Source organism: Pseudomonas sp. ZY71, from assembly GCF_036542145.1.
GTDB classification, from domain to species: Bacteria; Pseudomonadota; Gammaproteobacteria; order Pseudomonadales; family Pseudomonadaceae; genus Aquipseudomonas; species Aquipseudomonas koreensis_A.
In genome coordinates, this window is sequence record NZ_CP144274.1 from 530,542 (window position 1) to 552,251 (window position 21,710).

Annotated in this window: 17 protein-coding genes; 16 read left to right on the forward strand and 1 reads right to left on the reverse strand. The window is 59.9% G+C overall.

Going from position 1 to position 21,710, the window contains the following annotated elements; translation table 11 throughout:
• Positions 1-68 precede the first annotated feature (68 nt).
• From glnE to VY732_RS02355, 12 genes are all read left to right on the forward strand, one after another.
• Positions 69-3,008 (forward strand): bifunctional [glutamate--ammonia ligase]-adenylyl-L-tyrosine phosphorylase/[glutamate--ammonia-ligase] adenylyltransferase, encoded by a 2,940-nt coding sequence (glnE, locus tag VY732_RS02300; RefSeq protein ID WP_331693695.1) that lies wholly within the window; start codon positions 69-71, stop codon positions 3,006-3,008.
• A 443-nt stretch (positions 3,009-3,451) separates the two neighbouring features.
• A complete protein-coding gene (waaF, locus tag VY732_RS02305) occupies positions 3,452-4,486 on the forward strand; it encodes a lipopolysaccharide heptosyltransferase II (protein WP_077570511.1) in 1,035 nt (344 codons plus the stop codon).
• 1 nt (position 4,487) lies between these two features.
• A complete protein-coding gene (gene waaC, locus VY732_RS02310) occupies positions 4,488-5,549 on the forward strand; it encodes a lipopolysaccharide heptosyltransferase I (protein ID WP_016985658.1) in 1,062 nt (353 codons plus the stop codon).
• Positions 5,549-6,670 carry a glycosyltransferase family 4 protein gene (locus tag VY732_RS02315; protein ID WP_123593019.1) on the forward strand — a complete coding sequence of 374 codons (1,122 nt, stop codon included), beginning with the start codon at positions 5,549-5,551 and terminating at the stop codon, positions 6,668-6,670. The genes waaC and VY732_RS02315 overlap by 1 nt, the downstream gene beginning before the upstream one ends.
• Entirely contained in the window at positions 6,670-7,476 is an 807-nt protein-coding gene (rfaP, locus tag VY732_RS02320; RefSeq protein ID WP_331693696.1) for a lipopolysaccharide core heptose(I) kinase RfaP, read from the forward strand. The genes VY732_RS02315 and rfaP overlap by 1 nt, the downstream gene beginning before the upstream one ends.
• Positions 7,476-8,210, forward strand: coding sequence for a lipopolysaccharide kinase InaA family protein (locus tag VY732_RS02325; protein ID WP_077570520.1), 735 nt, complete (start codon positions 7,476-7,478; stop codon positions 8,208-8,210). The genes rfaP and VY732_RS02325 overlap by 1 nt, the downstream gene beginning before the upstream one ends.
• A complete protein-coding gene (locus VY732_RS02330; RefSeq protein ID WP_077570522.1) occupies positions 8,207-8,959 on the forward strand; it encodes a lipopolysaccharide kinase InaA family protein in 753 nt (250 codons plus the stop codon). Before VY732_RS02325 ends, VY732_RS02330 begins: the two co-directional genes overlap by 4 nt.
• Positions 8,959-10,410, forward strand: a complete 1,452-nt coding sequence (locus VY732_RS02335; RefSeq protein ID WP_123593021.1) for a lipopolysaccharide kinase InaA family protein — start codon at positions 8,959-8,961, stop codon at positions 10,408-10,410. Before VY732_RS02330 ends, VY732_RS02335 begins: the two co-directional genes overlap by 1 nt.
• A 115-nt stretch (positions 10,411-10,525) precedes the next feature.
• Positions 10,526-10,861, forward strand: a complete 336-nt coding sequence (locus VY732_RS02340; protein WP_077570527.1) for a YceK/YidQ family lipoprotein — start codon at positions 10,526-10,528, stop codon at positions 10,859-10,861.
• 171 nt (positions 10,862-11,032) lie between these two features.
• Positions 11,033-12,787, forward strand: coding sequence for a carbamoyltransferase family protein (locus VY732_RS02345; RefSeq protein ID WP_077570529.1), 1,755 nt, complete (start codon positions 11,033-11,035; stop codon positions 12,785-12,787).
• The gene (locus VY732_RS02350; protein WP_212620536.1) at positions 12,780-13,688 is read left to right on the forward strand and encodes a glycosyltransferase family 2 protein; all 909 of its coding nucleotides are present in this window, start codon (positions 12,780-12,782) and stop codon (positions 13,686-13,688) included. Before VY732_RS02345 ends, VY732_RS02350 begins: the two co-directional genes overlap by 8 nt.
• Positions 13,689-13,826: 138 nt before the next feature.
• Positions 13,827-15,203: a hypothetical protein gene (locus tag VY732_RS02355; protein ID WP_331695836.1), complete on the forward strand. Its 1,377-nt coding sequence runs from the start codon at positions 13,827-13,829 to the stop codon at positions 15,201-15,203.
• Between the two features lie 3 nt (positions 15,204-15,206).
• Here VY732_RS02355 and VY732_RS02360 read toward each other — a convergent pair whose 3' ends face one another.
• Positions 15,207-15,860, reverse strand: a complete 654-nt coding sequence (locus VY732_RS02360) for a toluene tolerance protein (protein ID WP_077570535.1) — start codon at positions 15,858-15,860, stop codon at positions 15,207-15,209.
• Positions 15,861-15,985: 125 nt separating this feature from the next.
• Here VY732_RS02360 and msbA point away from each other — a divergent pair, with 125 nt between their 5' ends.
• The 4 genes from msbA (at position 15,986) to hldE (ending at position 21,593) form a co-directional block, all read left to right on the forward strand.
• The gene (gene msbA / locus VY732_RS02365) at positions 15,986-17,812 is read left to right on the forward strand and encodes a lipid A export permease/ATP-binding protein MsbA (RefSeq protein ID WP_077570537.1); all 1,827 of its coding nucleotides are present in this window, start codon (positions 15,986-15,988) and stop codon (positions 17,810-17,812) included.
• Complete coding sequence (locus tag VY732_RS02370) at positions 17,806-18,702, forward strand: GNAT family N-acetyltransferase (RefSeq protein ID WP_116032040.1); 897 nt, start codon at positions 17,806-17,808, stop codon at positions 18,700-18,702. Before msbA ends, VY732_RS02370 begins: the two co-directional genes overlap by 7 nt.
• 4 nt (positions 18,703-18,706) lie before the next feature.
• Complete coding sequence (locus VY732_RS02375; RefSeq protein ID WP_212620535.1) at positions 18,707-20,107, forward strand: PIG-L deacetylase family protein; 1,401 nt, start codon at positions 18,707-18,709, stop codon at positions 20,105-20,107.
• Positions 20,108-20,171: 64 nt separating this feature from the next.
• Complete coding sequence (hldE, locus tag VY732_RS02380) at positions 20,172-21,593, forward strand: bifunctional D-glycero-beta-D-manno-heptose-7-phosphate kinase/D-glycero-beta-D-manno-heptose 1-phosphate adenylyltransferase HldE (protein ID WP_038360264.1); 1,422 nt, start codon at positions 20,172-20,174, stop codon at positions 21,591-21,593.
• The last annotated feature ends 117 nt before the right edge of the window (positions 21,594-21,710 follow it).

Here is a 21,710-nt window from a genome sequence, read left to right on the forward strand (position 1 = left end):
GTCCTCCGGGTAGCGGCTTTTCACCAATCACTACAAGCGGCCATTTACACGCCGATCAAGGATAGACCATGACCCTGCCCGTGCTTGCCGAACTGCCCGCCATTCTCCTGCCGTTGGTCACTCGATCCGAGCAGTCGTTCCGTACGGCCGTCGCGGCGCTGGAAGACGATCACGGCTTCGCCAACTGGACGCCAGAGCGCTGGGCGCAGTTCGCCCGCGTCACCGCTGCCAGCGAATTCGTCATTGAACAGAGCGTTCGTGACCCTTTGATGTTGCTGTCGCTGGTGCAGTCCGGCGAACTCGACCGGGCCTTTGCGCCGGGTGAATTGTGCGCGCAGATTGCCGCCGCGGTGAACGCCGCCCAGAGTGAAGACGAACTCGGTCGCGCCTTGCGTCGTCAGCGTGCTCGCCATCAAGTGCGAATCATCTGGCGTGACCTCACACGTCAGGCCGATCTGGTGCAGACCTGCCGCGATCTTTCGGACATGGCCGACGCGACCATCGATCAGGCTTATCAATGGTTGTACAGCCGCCATTGCGAACAGTTCGGTACGCCGACCGGCCGCCGCAGCGGTGAGCCGCAGCAGATGGTCATCCTCGGCATGGGCAAGCTCGGCGCCGTCGAGTTGAACCTGTCTTCCGACATCGATTTGATCTTCGCTTACCCCGAGGGCGGTGAAACGGTGGGCGTGAAGCGCTCGCTGGATAATCAGGAGTTTTTCATTCGTCTCGGCCAGCGCTTGATCAAGGCGCTCGATCCAATGACGGTCGACGGTTTCGTCTTCCGTGTCGACATGCGCCTGCGCCCATACGGCTCGTCCGGCGCGCTGGTGCTGAGCTTCAATGCGCTGGAGCAGTATTACCAGGATCAGGGCCGCGACTGGGAACGCTACGCGATGATCAAGGCGCGGGTGGTGGCCGGCGATCAGGTCGCGGGTGCGCAGTTGCTCGACATGCTGCGACCGTTCGTTTATCGGCGTTACCTCGACTTCTCGGCGATCGAAGCGCTGCGCACCATGAAGCAGTTGATCCAGCAGGAAGTGCGGCGCAAGGGCATGGCCGACAACATCAAACTTGGCTCGGGTGGCATCCGTGAGGTCGAGTTTATCGCTCAGGCCTTTCAGTTGATCCACGGTGGCCGCGACTTGAGCCTGCAACAGCGTCCTTTATTAAAGGTGTTGAGCACGCTGGAAGGGCAGGGTTATCTGCCGCCTGCAGTGATCAGTGAATTGCGCGAGGGTTACGAATTTCTCCGTTACACCGAGCACGCGATTCAGGCGATTGCCGACCGCCAAACGCAGATGCTGCCGGATGGCGCGCAGGATCAAGCGCGCATTGCCTTCATGCTCGGTTTTGCCGATTGGGATTCTTTCCATGAAAAACTGATGTTCTGGCGCGGTCGTGTCGCTTGGCACTTCGCTCAGGTGATCGCCGATCCCGATGAAGATGAAGGCGCCGAAAGTGAAGTGGTGGTCGGCGGCGAATGGCTGCCGCTGTGGGAAGAGGCGCAGGACGAAGAAGCGGCGTGCCGGCAGTTGGAGGAGGGTGGTTTTGCTGACGCGAGCAAAGCCCTGAAAGCGCTGGCCGGATTGCGCAGCAGCCCGCAATTGCGCGCGATGCAGCGGTTGGGACGTGAGCGGCTCGATGCGTTTATTCCGCGTCTGTTGGCGCAGGCAGTTGAGCACGCCAACCCGGATCTGGTGCTTGAACGTGTGCTGCCGCTGGTTGAAGCAGTGGCCCGGCGTTCGGCTTATCTGGTCTTGTTGACGGAGAACCCCGGTGCGCTGCGACGCTTGCTGACGTTATGCGCGGCGAGCCCGTGGATCGCAGAGCAGATCACTCGCTTCCCGCTGCTGATGGATGAATTGCTTAACGAAGGGCGTTTGTTCAAACCGCCCTTGGCGCCAGAGCTGGCCGCTGAATTGCGCGAGCGGCTGACGCGGATTCCCGAAGATGACCTCGAACAACAAATGGAAGCCCTGCGCCATTTCAAACTGGCGCACCGCTTGCGCGTCGCTGCTTCGGAAATCGCCGGCAGTCTGCCGCTGATGAAAGTCAGCGATTACCTGACCTGGCTGGCCGAGGCGATTCTTGAGCAAGTGCTGGCTCTGGCCTGGCGCCAGACCGTGGCCAAGTACGGTACGCCGCTGCGCACCGACGGCACATTGTGCGATCCCGGCTTCATCATTGTCGGTTATGGCAAGGTCGGCGGTCTGGAACTGGGGCATGGTTCGGACCTGGACCTGGTGTTTATCCACGACGGCGATCCGCAGGCGGAAACCGATGGGCCGAAGTCGATCGATGGCGCGCAGTTCTTCACGCGACTCGGGCAGCGGATCATTCACCTGCTGACGGCGCAGACCAACTCCGGTCAGCTCTATGAAGTGGACATGCGTCTGCGCCCATCCGGTGCTTCAGGGCTGTTGGTGAGTTCGCTCGGCGCGTTTGCCCGCTATCAGGAAAATGAAGCCTGGACGTGGGAGCATCAGGCTTTGGTGCGTGCGCGGGTGCTGGTCGGCAGTCAGGATGTCGGTCAGGCGTTCGAGACGGTTCGTGCCCAGGTGCTGGGCAAGCCGCGTGATCTGGCGAAGCTGCAACAGGAAGTCAGCGAGATGCGCGCAAAGATGCGCGACAACCTCGGCACCAAGAGCACCGCAGCCGGGACGGCAGCAAATGCCTTCGACGCCACGGCGCCATTCGACCTCAAGCAGGACGCCGGTGGTATCGTCGATATTGAATTTATGGTGCAATACGCGGCTCTGGCGTGGTCGCAAAGCCACCCGCCACTGCTGCGCTGGACCGATAACATCCGCATTCTGGAAGAGCTGGAGCACGAAGGGCTGATGCCTGCCGAAGATGCCAGCCTGTTGCGCGAGGCCTATAAAGCCTACCGCTCCGCCGCCCACCGGCAGGCCTTGCAGAAGGATGCCGGGGTGATACCGGGCGATCAGTTTGTCGAAGAACGGCGGCAGGTTTTGCGGATCTGGAAAGAGATGGGGCTAAGCTGAGTCGCAGATGTGTGAATGAATGCAAAACCCTGTAGGCCTTCGCCTGCTCGCGATAGCGGAGTGTCAGACGACAACAATGTCGAATGTAACGGCCCCTTCGCGAGCAGGCTCGCTCCCACAGTGATCTGTGGTGAGTCGCAGATGTTGGAGTGAATGCAAAACCTGTAGGAGCGAGCCTGCTCGCGATAGCGGAGTATCAGACGACAACAATGTTGAATGTAACGACCCCATCGCGAGCAGGCTCACTCCTACAATGGATCTGTGGTGAGTCGCAGATATGTGAACAGATGCAAAACAATGTGGGAGCGAGCCTGCTCGCGATAGCGGAGTGACAGTCGACAGTCATGTTGAAGGTAATGACCCATCGCCAGCAATGCCGCTCCCTCAGTGATTATCGAGGCGGGGAGGCGTAAATGCCTCCCCGGTTCGTTTATGGAAACCACATGAATATTCTGATCGTTGGGCCCAGTTGGGTCGGTGACATGGTGATGGCGCAGACACTGTTTCAGTGTCTCAAACAACGCCACCCGCAATGCGAAATCGACGTGCTGGCCCCCGAGTGGAGCCGGCCGATCCTTGAGCGCATGCCCGAAGTGCGCAAGGCCTTGAGCTTCCCGCTCGGCCACGGCGCGCTGGAATTGGCGACGCGTCGGCGCATCGGCAAATCCCTGCGCGGTCAGTACGATCAGGCGATCCTGCTGCCCAACTCGCTGAAGTCGGCGCTGGTGCCGTTTTTTGCCGGCATCCCGAAGCGCACCGGCTGGCGCGGCGAATTCCGCTACGGCTTGCTCAATGATGTGCGCACTCTCGACAAAGAACGTTATCCGCTGATGATCGAGCGTTTCATGGCTTTGGCCTACGAAGCGAACGCCGAGCTGCCGAAACCGTATCCACGTCCGAGCCTGCAAATCGACCCGGTGACCCGCGAAGCGGCGCTGGCCAAATTTGCTCTGACCCTCGATCGTCCGGTGTTGGCCCTGTGCCCCGGCGCCGAGTTCGGCGAATCCAAGCGCTGGCCGTCCGAGCACTACGCCAAAGTCGCCGAAGCGCGCATCCGCGAAGGCTGGCAAGTCTGGCTGTTCGGCTCGAAAAACGATCACGCCGTCGGCGAAGATATACGCGCACGTTTGATCCCGGGCCTGCGTGAAGAATCGGTCAACCTCAGTGGCGGCACCTCGCTGGCCGAGGCCATCGACCTGATGTCCTGCGCTGACGCGGTGGTCTCCAACGATTCCGGTCTGATGCACGTTGCCGCCGCGCTGAATCGCCCATTGGTTGCGGTCTACGGCTCGACTTCGCCGGGTTTCACTCCGCCGCTGGCCGAGCACGTTGAAGTCGTCCGTCTGGGCCTCGATTGCAGCCCGTGCTTCGACCGTACCTGCCGCTTCGGCCATTACAACTGCCTGCGCCAGCTGATGCCGGACGCGGTCAACGATGCCTTGCAGAAGTTGCAGGGCTCTGTGGTCGAGGTTCATTAAGTTGCGGGTACTGCTGATCAAGACTTCATCGCTGGGCGACGTGATTCATGCGTTGCCGGCGCTGACCGACGCCGCCCGGGCCATCCCCGGGATCAAGTTCGACTGGGTTGTGGAAGAAGGCTTCGCCGAGATCCCGACCTGGCACCCGGCCGTTGGAAAAGTGATTCCGGTGGCGATCCGCCGCTGGCGCAAAAACATCTGGAAAACCATCACCAGCGGCGAATGGAAACGCTTCAAGCAAAGCGTGCGCGCGAACAAATACGATTTGGTGATAGACGCCCAAGGCCTGCTGAAAAGCGCCTGGCTGACCCGTTACGTCAAAGCGCCGGTGGCCGGTCTCGACAAAGGTTCGGCCCGTGAGCCGATGGCTTCGCGTTTCTATGATCGCAAACTGGCTGTCGCCCGTGGTCAGCACGCCGTCGAGCGCGTGCGGCAGTTATTCGCCATCGCCCTTGGTTATGACCTGCCCAAAGGCTTGGGCGATTACGGTCTGAACGTCGAGCGTCTGGTCGAGCTGCCGCGCAAAAACGCCTTTGTGGTGTTCCTGCATGGCACCACGTGGGACACCAAACACTGGCCGGAAAGTTACTGGCGCGAACTGACCGAGCGCGTCGGTTATCTCGGCGTCGGTGTGAAACTGCCGTGGGGCAACCCGCAGGAGAAGGCCCGCGCCGAACGCATCGCTGCCGGCTTCAAACACGCCGAAGTGCTGCCGAAACTGAATCTGGCCGGCGTCGGCAAAGTTCTCGCCGGAGCGCAGGCTTGCGTGGCGGTGGACACCGGTCTCGGCCACTTGGCCGCGGCGCTGGATGTGCCGACCATTTCGCTGTTCGGCCCGACCAATCCGGGCCTGACCGGCGCCTACGGCAAATTGCAGATTCACCTGGCCAGCGATTTCCCGTGCGCGCCGTGCCTGCAAAAGAAATGTACCTATCAACCGACCGCGCAGGATGCCCGTCAGTTTGACCTGAAGCGTGAACAGCCATTGTGCTTCACGCGTCTGAACCCCGAGCGTGTCGCCAGCCGACTGAGCACGTTGTTAATGGCTGAGGAGCTGCGCTGATGCAATTGGCATTCGTCCTGTACAAATATTTCCCGTTCGGCGGTTTGCAGCGCGATTTCATGCGCATCGCCCTCGAATGCCAGAAGCGCGGGCATCAGATTCGCGTCTACACGCTGATCTGGGAAGGCGACGTGCCGCCCGGTTTCGAAGTGCTGGTGGCGCCGGTCAAGGCATTCTTCAACCACCGTCGCAATGAAAAACTCAGTGCGTGGATGGAAGCGGATCTGGCCAAACGCCCAGTCGATCGCCTGATCGGTTTCAACAAGATGCCAGGGCTGGACGTCTATTACGCCGCCGACGGCTGCTTCGAAGACAAGGCGCAAAACCTGCGTAACTCGCTGTACCGCCGCTGGGGCCGTTATCGTCACTTCGCCGAGTACGAGCGCGCGGTGTTCGCCAAAGACGCGAAGACCGAAGTGTTGATGATTTCCGAAGTGCAGCAACCGCTGTTCATCAAGCATTACGACACGCCACTTGAGCGTTTCCATCTGCTGCCGCCAGGCATCGCCCAGGATCGTCGCCGCCCGGCGGATGCCGATGAGATTCGCGCCGGTTTTCGCGCTGAATTCAACCTCAAGGACGACGAACTGCTGCTGGTGCAGATCGGTTCGGGCTTCAAAACCAAAGGCGTCGATCGCAGCCTGAAAGCGCTGGCCGCATTGCCCGCTGAACTGAGAAAGCGTACCCGGCTGTTTGTAATCGGCCAGGATGACCCCAAATTGTTCCAGATGCAGAGCGCCACTTTGGGGCTGGGCGATAACGTCACGTTCCTGAAAGGGCGCAGCGATATCCCGCGCTTCCTGCTCGGCGCCGATCTGTTGATCCACCCGGCCTACAACGAAAATACCGGCACGGTGTTGCTCGAAGCGCTGGTCGCCGGTTTGCCGGTGCTGGTCAGCGCGGTCTGCGGTTACGCCCATTACATCGCCGAGGCGGATGCCGGGCGAGTGCTGGACGAGCCGTTCGATCAGGCGCAGCTGACGCAATACCTGACTGACATGTTGAATGATGACGCTGCACGTGCGGCCTGGAGCCGCAATGGTCTGGCCTTCGCCGAGACGGCCGACCTCTACAGCATGCCGCAGCACGCGGCCGATGTGATTCTGGCGGAGCACGCTTAATGAAGTTGATGCTGGCTGAACCGTTCAAAAGCCTTTGGGCCGGGCGCGACCCGTTCGCCGAAGTCGAAGGCTTGCAGGGCGAGGTATACCGCGAGCTGGAAGCACGCCGGACACTGCGCACGGAAGTCGACGGCAACGGATTTTTTGTGAAGATCCACCGTGGCATCGGCTGGGGCGAAATCTTCAAGAACCTGCTGACCGCCAAGCTGCCGGTACTCGGCGCGGGTCAAGAGTGGAAAGCCATCCAGCGTCTGCAGGAAGTCGGCGTGCCGACCATGACTGCCGTCGCGTACGGCGAGAAAGGCAGCAACCCGGCAGATCAGCACTCGTTCATCGTTACCGAAGAATTGGCGCCGACCATCAGCCTGGAAGACTTCAGCATCGACTGGGTCAAGCAGCCGCCCAAGCCAAAACTCAAGCGCGCGCTGATCGCCGAAGTCGCGCGCATGACCGGCATGATGCACCGCGCCGGTGTCAACCATCGCGACTGCTACATCTGCCACTTCCTGCTGCACACCGATAAACCGGTGACACCGGAAGATTTCAAACTGTCGGTGATCGACCTGCACCGTGCCCAGACCCGTGTGAAGATTACTCAGCGCTGGCGCAACAAGGATCTGGCCGCTCTGTACTTTTCCGCGCTGGACATCGGCCTGACCCGCCGTGACAAGCTGCGTTTTCTCAAGGGCTATTTCCAGCAACCGCTGCGCCAGATTCTGGCTGAAGAAGCGCCGCTGCTGAACTGGCTCGAAGGCAAAGCCAACAAGCTCTATGAACGTAAGCAGCGTTACGGGGATGCGCTCTGATGGCGGGTTGGACTCTCGAGCCGCAATACAGCGAGCTCGCCGAAGACTTCGGCAGCCTCGAAGCGGTATTTGCGTTGCAGGGCGAACGCCTGACCCGTGACCCGCTGTCGGAAGTGATTCGCGTGCAGCGCAACGGCGTCAACTATTACGTCAAGCGATATGTCGGCGCCGGTAAAGGCTTGCGCCGCTACCTCGGCAAGCCGCGAGTGAAGATGGAGTGGCAGAACCTCAAGCGCTTCGCCAAGTGGGGCATTCCCACTGCCGAAGTGGTGGCCTGGGGCCTGGAACGACGCGGTGCGGCGTATGATCGTGGCGCGATGATCACGCGTGAATTGCCCAACACCGAAGACCTTTCGGCGCTCGCCGAGCGCAAGGATCCGAAGCTCAAGGATCGCGCCTGGGTCGACGCTGTCAGTCGGCAACTGGCCGGTTATACCCGGACGATGCATGATCAGCGATTTACCCATAACGATCTGAAATGGCGCAACCTGTTGATCGATGACCAGGCGCGGATATTTCTGATCGATTGCCCCAACGGCGAGTTCTGGCGCGGCTTCTGGCTCAAGTATCGGATCACCAAGGATCTGGCCTGTCTCGATAAACTCGCCAAATACCACCTGTCCAATACCCAACGCCTGCGCTTTTATAAGCAATACCGCCAGTGCGATCGGCTTGATAGCGCTGACAAGAAACGGATCCGGCACGTGGTGAGATTTTTCGAGGGACGCGAATGACTGATTTTCTCGCCGCTGAAGACCGCGCACTGCTTGAGCGCCATGGTCTCGGCACTTTCGACGCATTGTGGGCTAAACAGCTTGAAGCTGTGGATGAACCCAATACCGCCCGTGGTGGCTGGAGTAGCGTCTTCCGTCTGGACCTGGAGGGGCAGGGGTATTACCTCAAGCGCCAGAGCAATTACCTGACGCGCACTTTGCACGCGCCTTTCGGCGAGCCCAGTTTTGCCCGTGAGTTTCGTAACATCAGCCGCTATCGCAAGCTCGGCATACCGGCGCTGCAAGCGGCGTTCTTCGGTGAGCGCAAAGTCGACGGCGAAGTCCGCGCGATCCTGCTGACCCGGGCGCTCGATGGCTGGAACGATCTGGAATCGCTGTTGCAGCGTTGGGCGCAACTCAGTGCTGCACAGCATTCAGCCATCCTCAAGGCTTGTGGCCTGCTGGCTCGGCATCTGCACGGTGTGCGTCAGGTGCACGGCTGTTTCTACCCCAAGCATATTTTTCTGCGGGCCACCGGTGACGGATATCAGGCGCAATTGATCGACCTGGAAAAAACCCGTCCTTTATTGTTCGGCATGCGTGACCGGATCAAGGATCTGGAGCCGCTGCAACGCCGCGCGCCGGAATGGAACGAGGCGCAGCTGCGTGAGTTGCTCGCGGCTTATCTCGACCAGCCAAGCGATAGCTCGCTGCTCGACAGCTGGCTCGCTCGGCTGACCGCGCGCCGCAGTCACAAGGAGACGCGCTGATGCAATTGTCCGAGCTGGCCGGTGTCGGGCGAACCCCGCAACTGCCGCTGACGGTGACTCTGGCCGATGCCGCTGGCAGTGCGGATCTGCAATTGCTCAGTCTGCTGCGAGTCCTGCCGGGGCAGCGTTACGTCGGCGCCGGTATCTGGCGCGGGCGTCCGGTGCTGGCCAAATTGCTGGTGGGCGGCAAGGCCGCGCGGCATTTTCAGCGCGAGCTGGAAGGCGTGCGCTTGCTGGCGGCGCAAGGTATGACGACACCGCTGCTGCTGGCCGATGGTTTGAAGAATGGCGAAGGTGGCTGGCTGCTGTTCGATTTCCTTGAAGGTGCCGAAAGCCTTGGTGATGCCTGGGCGAAAGTCGAGTCGCTGCCGGTACTGGCCGACGAGCAATCGGCGGTGTTGGCCGAGGCGCTGGGCGCCATTGCCCAGTTGCACGGCAAAGGGCTTTGGCAGGAAGACCTGCATCTGGACAATCTGCTGCGTCACGGCGGCCAGTTGTACTTGATTGATGGTGCCGGTATTTGTGCCGAGACCGCCGGTCAGCCGCTATCGCGGCAAAAAGTCCTGGAAAACCTCGGAGTGTTTTTCGCCCAGTTACCCAAGGCGCTTGAGCCGTACACTGAAGAATTGCTGGTGTATTACCTGTTGAGCAACAGCGAGCACGCGCTGCCGCTGGAAGCCTTGCAGAAGCAGATCGACAAAGTGCGCCGCTGGCGTTTGAAAGACTTTCTGATCAAGGTCGGTCGCGAATGCACGCTGTTCAGCGTGCAGCGTGGAGCGTTCGGACTGCGCGCGATTCGTCGCGAAGAAGAACCGGCCATGCTGCCGGTGCTTGCGCAGGCCGATGCGTTGCTTGATCAGGGGCATCTGTACAAGACCGGTGGTGCGGCGAGCGTCGGCAAGGTTCAGGCCGGTGCGCGTACGCTGGTGATCAAGCGCTACAACATCAAGGGCTTTGCCCATTGGCTCAAGCGTTTCTGGCGCCCGAGTCGCGCCTGGCATTCATGGCGCGAAGGCAATCGCCTGGCGTTTCTCGGTATCGCCACACCGAAACCGCTGGCGGTACTGGAGAAACGCTTTTTCTGGCTGCGCAGTCGGGCGTATCTGGTGACCGAGTACCTCCCCGGGCCGGACATCATCGAGCGTTTTGCGCCGTACGTTGAGAATGGTGACGCACCAGAAATGGAGCTGCAGGCGCTGGACCGACTGTTCGCGCGCTTGATTGACGAGCGCATCAGCCATGGCGACTTCAAGGGCCACAATCTGTTCTGGCAGCAGGATCGCTGGGCGCTGATCGATCTGGATTCGATGTGCCAGCATGGGTCTGTGGGCGGTTTTGCCCCGGCCTATGCCCGTGACCGTGCGCGATTCATGCGTAACTGGCCGGAAAGCAGCGCGTTGTATCAGGTTATTGATCAGCGTTTGCCGAAAGACATTTCCAGCGCGGCCTGAATAAAACTTCGGAGGACAAGATTTAGCGACTTGTCCTACGGCTTCTACAGAAACCGTGAACTGTGCCCTGTCCAGTCCCGATGCTAATTTGCCCAACGACCTTGGAGGGCGAATCTTGACCATCAAACAGGCTGCAACGCTGGGTATATTTTCATGGGTTCTGGCTGGCTGCGGCAGCGCCATGACCGTCTTGCAAGACGATGCCGACGTCGCTCGGGACATGCGCAAACAAAAAACCTACTGCCAATCCATTCCGCGTATTTACAGCGGTCTGGCCTTCGACTTCTGCGTGTTGAACGCGCCTCCCGATCCCAGCGGATTTCTTGTACCGTTCGTGCTGCTGGATCTGCCATTGTCCGGTGTATTCGATACAGTGGCGTTGCCCTATACGGTTTATCGTCAGGTCACCGACGGTAATCTTGGTATTTACTGGCGCAAGGGCGGTTATTGAGTCGTAGGGCCAGGTTTCTTCAAACCATTCACCCTGGGGTAATCGCGCAGGGTAATTCCCCACTCGTTTACGCTATAATCCCGCCCTTTAGCTGTCACTCGCCCTGTGCGAGGGCACATCAATATTCAAGGCGCATCGCGCCTGCACGCAGACTAAAGAGGCTAGACCCCTGTGGCATTGACGATTCTTGGCCTGTCCGGCGCCCTTAGCCATGACCCTTCAGCAGCCTTGTACATCGACGGCAAGCTGGTGGCGGCGGCTGAAGAAGAGCGTTTCGTACGTGATAAGCATGCAAAGAACCGCATGCCCTACGAATCGGCGAAGTTCTGTCTTGAACAGGCCGGCATCAAACCGTCCGATGTTGACGTGGTTGCGATTCCATTTGCCCCGATCAGCCTGTTCGGCAAGGCGCGCTGGCACTACGCCAAGCGTTACTGGTACGCGCCGGATCGCGCCCTCGATGCGATCCTGATGGGCAACCGTCGCTACAAGCGCTATCGCAACAAGATCGTCTGGTGCCTTGAGCAACTGGGTTTCGATCCGAAAAAAATCAAGATCGAGCCGGTCGAACACCACTTGGCTCACGCCTCCAGCGCTTACCACTGCTCCGGTTTCAAAGAAAAAACCGCGATCCTCGGTATCGACGGCAAAGGTGAGTACGCCACGACCTTTTTCGGCTACGGCGAAAACGGCAAGATCCACAAGATCAAGGAATTCTTCGATCCTGACTCGCTCGGCGGCCTGTACGGCGCGATCACCGAGTTCCTCGGTTTCGAGATGCTCGACGGTGAGTTCAAGGTCATGGGCATGGCGCCGTACGGCGATGCCAGCAAGTACGATTTCTCGCGTCTGGCCTCGTTCGAGAACGGCGAACTGGTGATCAACACCGACTACGCCAACGTCATCGGCCTGCGTCGCTACAAAGAGAAGGGCAAAGGCTTCTACTTCTCGCCCAAGCTGATCGAGTGGCTGGGGCCGAAGCGCGAAGGCGACATCGCTGACGAACCGTACATTCACTACGCCGCGAGCATGCAAGCGCTGTTCGAGAAACTGGCGTTGCAGATGATCGACCACTACCTGGGCGATGTGCTCAAGGAAACCGGCAAGCTGGCATTCGCCGGTGGCTGTGCGTTGAACGTCAAACTGAACCAGAAAATCATCGCCCGCGACGACATCAAAGAGCTGTTCGTGCAGCCGGCGTCCGGCGATGCCGGCACTGCGGTCGGCGCCGCTGCCTACGTGTCTCACGCTCGTGGCGTACCGGTCGAGAAGATGGAACACGTCTACCTCGGCCCGTCGTACAGCAACGAAGACGTCATCGCCGCCTGCGCCCGTCACGAGAGCAAGCCGACCTGGCGCAAGCTCGACAACATGCCTGAGCAGATCGCCAAAATCATGGTCGACGGCAACCCGGTTGCCTGGTTCCAGGGGCGCATGGAATTCGGTCCGCGTGCATTGGGTGGTCGTTCGATCATCGGTTGCCCGAGCGTGGCCGGTGTGGCTGACCGGATCAATCACCAGATCAAGTTCCGCGAGCGCTGGAGGCCTTTCTGCCCGTCGATGCTCGACACCGTTGCGCCACAGATGATCAAGATCGATCACCCGGCGCCGTTCATGACCTTCACCTTCGAAGTGGCGGAAGAGTGGAAGACCCGCGTGCCGGAAGTTGTCCATGAAGATGGCACCTCTCGCGCCCAGGTGCTCAAGCGCGAATACAACCCGCGCTACTACGACATGATGAAGGCGCTGGAAAATCTGACCGGTAATGGTGTATCGCTGAACACCTCGCTTAACCGTCGTGGCGAACCGATGATCTGCTCGCCGACCGACGCGTTGAACATGTTTTTCGGTTCGGACCTGGAATACCTGATCATGGAAGATATTCTGGTCGTAAAAGAGGGTGTAAAAGGATACGAACTTGACTGAAACACTGATCAGCGTCGTCATTCCGGTTTACAACTATGCGCGAACCCTGCCACGAGCAGTGGAGTCGGTATTGGCGCAACTGGATGAGGCGACGGCGGATCTGCTGGTCATCGACGACGGGTCGACGGACGATACGCCAGAGGTAGTGGAACAGCTCCTGCTCAAGCATGGCGGGCGTTTTCGCGCGCTGCGAAAAAGCAACGGCGGTTTGTCTTCGGTACGCAATCGTGGCCTTGAAGAAACAACCGGGCAGTATCTGGTGTTCCTCGACTCTGACGACGAAATGGCCCCCGGTGCATTGGCTGAGCTTTCACAGCACATTGCGAGTCATCCGCAAAGCCTGATGGTGATCGGCGCGCACTGGTCGGTTTTCGCTGACGGGCGACGCAGCTTGCAGGCGGCCAGGCCTTTGCCTGTGACCCCTCGCCAGCGCCTGCAGGGTTACCTGCTGAACAAGACGGTGTCGATTTCAAACGGTGCCTGCGCAATGCATCGCGATGTGTTCGTTTTGGGTAATTACCCGGAACATTTGCGTAATGTCGAAGACCTGCCGGTGTTTGCTCAAGTGCTGGCGCGTTACCCTTGCAGCGTTCTGGACAAGCCTTTGGCGTTGATCTACAAGCATGCCGATAGCATGCGCCATGATTTACGCCAAAGTCTTGCCGCCGGCACGGAGCAGGTCGTCAGCGAAGTTTTCTCCGCACGACGCATGCCCGAGGAAATGGGGGATCTGCGTCAGGCGTTCCTGGCGCAGCGCTGTCTATCGTTGTTTCGCGACTGTTATTCCCATGGTGAGTACAAGCTGGCCAAGTCGTTCTATTTTCAGGCCTTGCGTGCTGACTGGCGTACGTTTTCACGCTGGTCATATACCCGCAAGGCTTTGCGGTTGTTGTTTCGGTAAGCGGGTCGCGGCGACGTGCGCGGACCTTGTAACGGATGTCGGTGAGGTGGCTGGGTGAAAGGTACGGGCGGTAGCGTGGCAACTCGAGTCTCCAGAATCATCGACGAATACCCGGTCTGGCTGGCGTTTTTGGGCAGTGTGCTGCTATCGCTGATAGCGGTATTGGGCACCGCGACAGTGGGGCGTGATGCCGCGCTGTACATTGATATTGCGCAACAGGTCACCGAGCACGGGCCGAATGTGGCCTGGGCTGCTTTCGACTGGCCCTGGTTTTCCTTTCTGCTTGCCGGTACGCATACCGTCCTGCATTTGCCGCTCGAACTGAGCGCCTATCTTTGGTGCGCGCTCTTTCTGGCCGGCACCAGCGCGCTGATGGTGGACTGCGTTCGCCAGCGATCTGCGCAGATCACCCGTTGGGCGTGTCTGGTGGTATTGGCCATGCCGGCGGTGAATGCCTTTCGAAATGACATCATCCGTGAATGCGGTTTCTGGTTCTTCTGCACACTGACGCTCTGGCTCGCGCTGCGCTGGCAGGCTCGGGGTGGCTGGCTGCGGGCGGCATTCATTCACCTGGCCATCGTCGCGGCAGCCTTGTTCCGGCTGGAAGCCTTGCTGTTGGTGCCGGCGTTAGTCCTCTGGCAGTTGCCCAATCTGTGGTCGTCGACCCGACGGATACAATTCTTCCAGTTTTCCCTGCTGCCGATTTTGGGGCTGCTGGCCGTTTCGGTCTCAGGCGTGCTCATGTCGGCGCGCGTGATGCTGTATCTGGACATGATTGCGCCGCACAGTGTGTTTGCCTCCTTTCAGATGCTCTGTGATCAGTTTGCCAGCACGCTTGTCAACAAGTACTCCCAGGATGAAGCCGGGCGGATCATTTTCTTTGGCATCCTGGGGACCATGGCCATCAGTTTCGTGAAGTTGATGGGACCATTCGTCGTTCCCTTCTTCCTGCGGCGCAACTGGGGGGTTCTGGGTATCTACTGGCGCGACTATCGTCCTTTTGCCTGGGCGGCGTTGCTGTATCTGGTGGTGCTGGTGCTGTTTTTCATCAAGCAGCAGTTCATGAACGCGCGCTATCTGAGCTTTCTGAATCTGTTATTTGTGCCCGTGCTGGCGATGGGGCTGGCGGCGTTCGTTCGCGAGTTTCCGCGTTGGGGCCGGTGGCTGGTGATTCTGGGGCTGTTGGTGATGCTGTCGAACGTCATTTCCACCGGGGCCGGCAAAACGCATTACATCGAGGCAGGCCGCTGGTTATCCACCCATGTCGAGCCAGGAGCGAACACCTATTTCGAGGATGGGCGGATCAGCTATTACGCCGGTCGCGGCTACGTGATGCCGGTACTGACCGCAGAGGAAGCGATGTCGGCTGCCCACGCTGACGACTATCAGTATTTCCTCATCGAGGCCAAAGGCGACGAGCCGTGGCTGAGTGATTGGTTGGCGGCGCACAAGTTGCGCATCATTGAACATTTCGCCAATCGCAAAGGTGCCACCGTAGTGGTCATCGGCCCCTGAGGATTAACCGAGCAGCGGACGCAGGCGTGAGATCAGCGGCGCTTGTCGATTGCTCGGCAAGGCCTGCCGGTAACCTTCGATAAACGCGTCGCCGGCGTCATCGCCGAGCAGCCATTGGCGGTCTTCCTTGTAGCGCAGCAAGTGCGCGAAGTTGCGCAGGCGTTTGCTGTCGCTGAGCGCGCGCTTCTGGCAGCGCAGGTCGGCGATATCGATCAGGCCCAAATGGCTGTCCGGGGTGAGCACGACATTGCCGAAGTGCAGCGATCGAAAGTACACACCTTTTTCGTGCAGCAGTGCGAAGTACCCGCCCAGCTGGAATCGCAGTGAGTCAGCCTCTTCGCCAGTGCTTTGTAACTGACGCACCGTATTGCCTTGCAGCGGGCTGTAATACACGCAGTCACGTTCGATGCTCGGGATGCGATACACCGCGATCACTTTCGGGCAGAGAATGCCGCGTTGTTCGAGTGCCCGGGTGTTGTCGGCAAAGCGTTGTGCATAGGGGTAGAACAGCGCCGAACTGAGCAGCCGCTTGCGGCGGAACAGTTTGAGCATGCGTCCATCGGCCAATCTGAGCACCTTGTCGCCGGAACCGTCGGCCTCCAATACGTGTGCACCTTTGCGCAGTGCCTCGTAAGTGCTGTGATCAATCGCTTGCATGTCCGGCTCCCCATCATTAGCGGGGTATCTTAACCGACTTGGTCGAAGGCTGGCTTGAAGTCATGTTTATCGGGGCAAAAACGCGTGTGATATCATCGCCGCCTCACTGAATTGCGCGGATCACCATGAGCAGTCCTGAACCGAAAGCCCAGTCCACGCTGGCGATCTATTTCCGCCTTTTGGCTTACGTGCGGCCTTACGCCGGCCTTTTCCTTCTCAGCATCGTCGGGTTTCTGATCTTCGCATCGACTCAACCGATGCTCGCCTACATCCTCAAATACTTTGTCGACGGTCTGGCCAATCCTGAAGCCAGTCTGTTTCCGGGCAACCCGTATCTGGGCAAGCTGCAGCTGCTCGAGTCCGTGCCGCTGATGATTGTGTTCATCGCGCTGTGGCAGGGGGTGGGCTCGTACCTGGGCAACTTCTTCCTGGCGCGGGTTTCTCTGGGCCTGGTGCATGACCTGCGGGTGGTGCTGTTCAACAAATTGCTGGAGTTGCCCAATCGCTTCTTCGACAAGAACAATTCCGGTCACCTGATTTCCCGGATCACCTTCAACGTGACGATGGTCACCGGTGCGGCAACGGATGCGATCAAAGTCGTCATCCGTGAAGGCATGACCGTGATTTTCCTGTTCTGCACGCTGTTGTGGATGAACTGGAAGCTTACTCTGGTGATGGTCGCCATCCTGCCGTTGATCGGTTTGATGGTGAACAGCACCAGCAAGAAATTCCGCAAGCAGAGCAAGAAGATCCAGGTCTCGATGGGTAACGTCACGCACGTCGCGTCCGAGACCATTCATGGCTACCGCGTTGTGCGCAGCTTCGGCGGCGAGCAGTACGAAAAGGATCGCTTTCGTGATGCCAGCCAGAGCAACACCGACAAGCAGTTGACGATGACCAAGACCGGCGCCGTTTATACGCCGATGTTGCAACTGGTGACGTACAGCGCCATGGCCGTGGTGATGTTCCTCGTACTGTACCTTCGCGGCGACGCATCGCCGGGCGATCTGGTGGCCTACATCACCATGGCCGGTCTGTTGCCTAAACCGATTCGTCAATTGTCGGAAGTCAGTTCGACTATCCAGAAGGGCGTCGCCGGTGCCGAAAGTATTTTCGAGCAACTGGATGAGCCGGCGGAAGTGGATCAGGGTACAGTCGAGCAGGATCGTCTCGAAGGCCGTCTGGAAGTGCGTAACCTCAGCTTCCACTATCCCGATACCGAAAAACCGGTACTCAACGACATCAGCTTCGTCGTCGAGCCGGGGCAAATGGTCGCTTTGGTGGGACGTTCGGGCAGTGGCAAGTCGACCCTGGCCAGCCTGATTCCGCGCTTTTACCAGCATGATCATGCCCAGGGCCAGATCCTGCTTGATGGCGTGCAGGTGCAGGATTTCACCCTGCGCAGCCTGCGTCGGCAGATTGCTCTGGTGACCCAGCAGGTCACGCTGTTCAACGATACGGTGACCAACAACATCGCTTACGGCGATCTGGCTGGCGCACCGTTCGATGAGGTCAAGCGCGCGGCCACCGAAGCCTATGCTGATGAGTTCATCATCAAGATGCCGCAGGGTTACGAAACCATGGTTGGCGAAAACGGCGTGCTGCTCTCCGGTGGCCAGCGTCAGCGCATTGCCATTGCCCGGGCGCTGCTCAAGGATGCACCGCTGCTGATTCTTGACGAGGCCACTTCCGCGCTCGACACCGAGTCGGAGCGGCATATTCAGGCGGCACTGGATCATGTGGTGAAAAACCGCACGACCCTGGTGATCGCCCACCGTTTGAGCACCATCGAGAAAGCCGACCTGATTCTGGTCATGGATGAAGGGCGCATCGTTGAACGCGGCTCTCACGCGCAATTGCTCGAGCAAAACGGCTATTACGCCCGTCTGCACGCCAAAGAGTTCGAAGAGGGTGACGAGCCACAACCGGCGCACGTGACCAACGTATGCTGAAAATGTTTCGCAGCTTTCGCGAGCGTGGCTGGACTGAAATCGATCGCGACAGCTACGCCCAGGCCTGGCAGCATTTCGGCGGCAGCTTTGCCACGCATCCCGAAGTCGTCGAGCGCTTGTCGACATTTCTAGGCATCGAATTGCGTTACCTGGGCTGGATCGTTGGCGGTGAGGTGCTGGCCGCCATCCCCTGCTGGGGCCGGCATGTCGCCTTGTCCAAGGAAGTGCTCAAGCGCGAGGGCAAGCGTGGCTTGCTGGACATGGGCAATGCAGAAATCATTCTGCCGATCGCGCCAGATATCAGCGTGCCGGTGCGCCAGCGCATGGCTTATGTATCGCAGCTCAATGCCGAGCAGATCAGCACGTTGAAGCCGCAGCCCGAGGGCTTGGCCCTGGCCCGGTTGCCGGAAGAATATTCGAAGAAGTTTCGCTACAACCAGCGTCGCGAACAGCGCCTGCTGGAAGAGGCGGGCGGATCGCTGGTGCCGATGTCCGACTTTACCCCGCAGGAACAGGCTGCCGCTTATGGCGATTTGTTCCAGCGTCGCTGGGGCTTCGAGGTGCCGGGCAAGGCCGGGCTGGTTGAAGTCTTTACCTTGCTGCGCGAATTCATGACCGGTTCCGTGGCGATGCTCGATTCGGCGCCCGTGGCCATTCAGGTGCTGTACCGCGTCGAGGCCCCGCAATGGGTTTCGCTGGAATACATCAACGGTGGCGTTGACCCGCAGAGTCGCGAGTTCAGTCCCGGCAGTGTGCTGAGTTTCGTCAACACCCAAGAGGCCTGGGCGCACGCGCAAGCGCTGGGCAAGCCTTTGCGTTATTCATTCGGTCGCGCCGACCGTGAATACAAGGATCGCTGGTGCCACACGGTGCCGGTCTACAAGGTCTGATTTCATGAGCGCTCGCAAGCAACAGCTTCTCAAGGCCCATCGGCGCAACAAGCGTCTGTTCCTGATTGCCTTTCTGGTGGGGTTGTTGCTGATCGGATGGCTGGTTGCGTGGTGGCTGGTGCCGTTGTTGCTGGCGCTGGCCTGGGTCGCACACGAGGCCTGGTTTGCCGACCATTTGTTCTACCGGCCTGCTGACGACTATCACTATGACTTTCCGGCGCAAACCGCGCGGCAGGCCGTGAGCCTTGAGGGCGGCGTGGTGCGCCTGAGCGAGCCGCTGGCGCAGGGCGAGACGCTGGTGCTCGAGCTGAAAGTGAAATCCACATGGCTGGGGCGCTGGCTCGATCCCTGCGTTGAGGTGGGTGATGATCGCCAGGACTTCGAGCGTGGCGTCAAAGGGCGGCGTTTCCTTAATCTGTCCGGTCAGGCCGATGCGCTGGCGCAAGGTACTCTGGCGCTGCGTGGCCGATATTGCGTACCCGCTGCGACGGGCGTGTTATGGGTCATGGCCAATCCTGAGTATTCCCGCCAGCGGGTGATGGTCATTGCGCCCCATGCCGATGATGCGGAACTTGCCGCATTCGGCCTGTACAGCCGATGCGAAGACGTCAGTATTGTCACCCTGACCCAGGGTGAGATCGAAGCTGAAGACTTTCAGCGTCTGGGCCTTGATCAAGCAGCCGCCGCACGTTTGAAGGGTCGTTTGCGCAGTTGGGACAGTCTGGTGATCCCGCTGTGGGGGGGCGTGCCTGCCGATCGCTGTGTGCAATTGGGTTATTACTGCCTGCAACTGCCCTCGATGGCCGAAGCGCCTGCGAAGGCGTTCGGCTCCCGTGAGTCGCAGGAAAACGATGTACGCAGCGTGCGCCGGCACAATCCGTTGACCCTGCCCGCCGACATCGATGGGCAGCCGACCTGGCAAAATCTGCTGGGCGACCTGAAGGCCCTGCTTGAGCACTATCGTCCAGAAGTGGTGGTGACGCCCCATCCTGAACTCGATCCCCACAGTGATCATGTAGCGTCTACCCAAGCGCTGCTTCAGGCTATCGCGCTGAGTAGCTGGAAACCGGCCACCCTGCTGATGTACGCCAATCACCTGCACGACAACGATCGCTGGCCGATGGGGCCTGCCGGTGCGGGGATTGCGCTGCCGCCAGCCATCGAACCGTTGCCGGCTGACCGGCTGTGGAGCCCGCTGTTGTCAGCGGATGTGCAACTGGACAAAGCCATGGCCCTGGCCATGGAGCACGATCTGCAGGGGGGGCAGGCGTTCAAGCGGCAATTGCGCCGCTGGATCCAGCAAGGTCTGGCGGGTCGCCGCTGGCCTGACACAGGCAGTAACGAGTTTTTCCGCAAAGCGGTCCGGCGTCACGAATTGTTCTGGGTACGCGACCTTTCAGATTGAGGCGGACGGCGCTTTACCCTGTGTTAATATCGCGCCCCTGTTCATTTTGTATGTGGGTTGCTCCATGAAGTTGTCCATGCCGCGTTTCGATCAAGCCCCGGTCTTGGTAGTCGGCGATGTCATGCTCGACCGTTACTGGCATGGCGGAACCTCACGGATTTCCCCTGAGGCGCCGGTGCCGGTCGTTAAGGTCGAGCAGATCGAAGACCGTCCGGGTGGCGCCGCGAACGTTGCCTTGAACATTGCCGCGCTGGGTGCGCCGGCGTCGCTGGTCGGTGTGACCGGCGACGACGAAGCCGCCGACAGCCTGAGCAACAGTCTCAAAGGCGCGGGCGTACGCGCTCTGTTCCAGCGCATTGCGCACCAGCCAACCATCGTCAAGCTGCGGGTCATGAGCCGGCACCAGCAACTGCTGCGTATCGACTTTGAAGAACCGTTCGCCACCGACGCGCTGGCCCTTGGTTCGCAGGTCGACGACCTGCTCGAAGGCATCAAGGTGCTGGTACTTTCCGACTACGGCAAAGGCGCGCTGAAAAACCATCAGGCGCTGATCCAGGCCGCCCGCGCGAAGAACATTCCGGTGCTGGCCGACCCGAAAGGCAAGGATTTCTCGATCTATCGTGGCGCCAGCCTGATTACCCCGAACCTCAGCGAATTCGAAGCCATCGTCGGCGGTTGTGTCGACGAGCATGAGCTGGTGAGCAAGGGCGCCGCCCTGATGCACGACCTCGAACTCGGCGCGCTGCTGGTAACGCGCGGCGAGCATGGCATGACGCTGTTGCGTCCGGATCAGCCGGCGCTGCATCTGCCGGCGCGTGCCCGTGAAGTGTTCGACGTCACCGGTGCCGGTGACACGGTGATCTCCACCCTGGCTGCAGCGATTGCCGCCGGTGAAGACTTGCCCCACGCTGTCGCGCTGGCCAACCTGGCCGCCGGCATCGTGGTTGGCAAACTCGGTACGGCCGCCATCAGTGCGCCGGAACTGCGTCGCGCCATCCAGCGTGAAGAAGGTTCCGAGCGTGGTGTGCTGGGTCTTGAGCAGTTGCTGCTCGCCGTGGCCGATGCCCGCGCGCACAACGAAAGGATCGTTTTCACCAACGGCTGCTTCGACATCCTGCATGCCGGGCATGTCACCTATCTGGAACAGGCACGAGCACAGGGCGATCGCCTGATTGTCGCGGTCAACGATGATGCTTCGGTCAGCCGCCTCAAAGGCCCGGGCCGTCCGATCAACAGCGTTGATCGACGCATGGCGGTTCTCGCCGGCCTCGGCGCGGTGGACTGGGTGATCAGTTTCCCTGAAGGCACCCCGGAAAACCTGCTGCGCGAGGTCAAACCGGACGTGCTGGTCAAGGGCGGCGATTACGGCATCGATCAGGTGGTCGGGGCTGATATCGTCAGCGCTTACGGCGGTACCGTGAAGGTCTTGGGACTTGTGGAAAACAGCTCGACAACTGCGATTGTCGAGAAGATCCGCAGTCGTTGATCAGATGAATTTTTACCGTTGTGTACTGCGTGTGAACGGATTTTGCCTTGGGGATTTTACCGTTTCCGTTGATGTAGGCAGCTTTGAATCCGATGCGCTTGCCTGCCTACGTCGCGT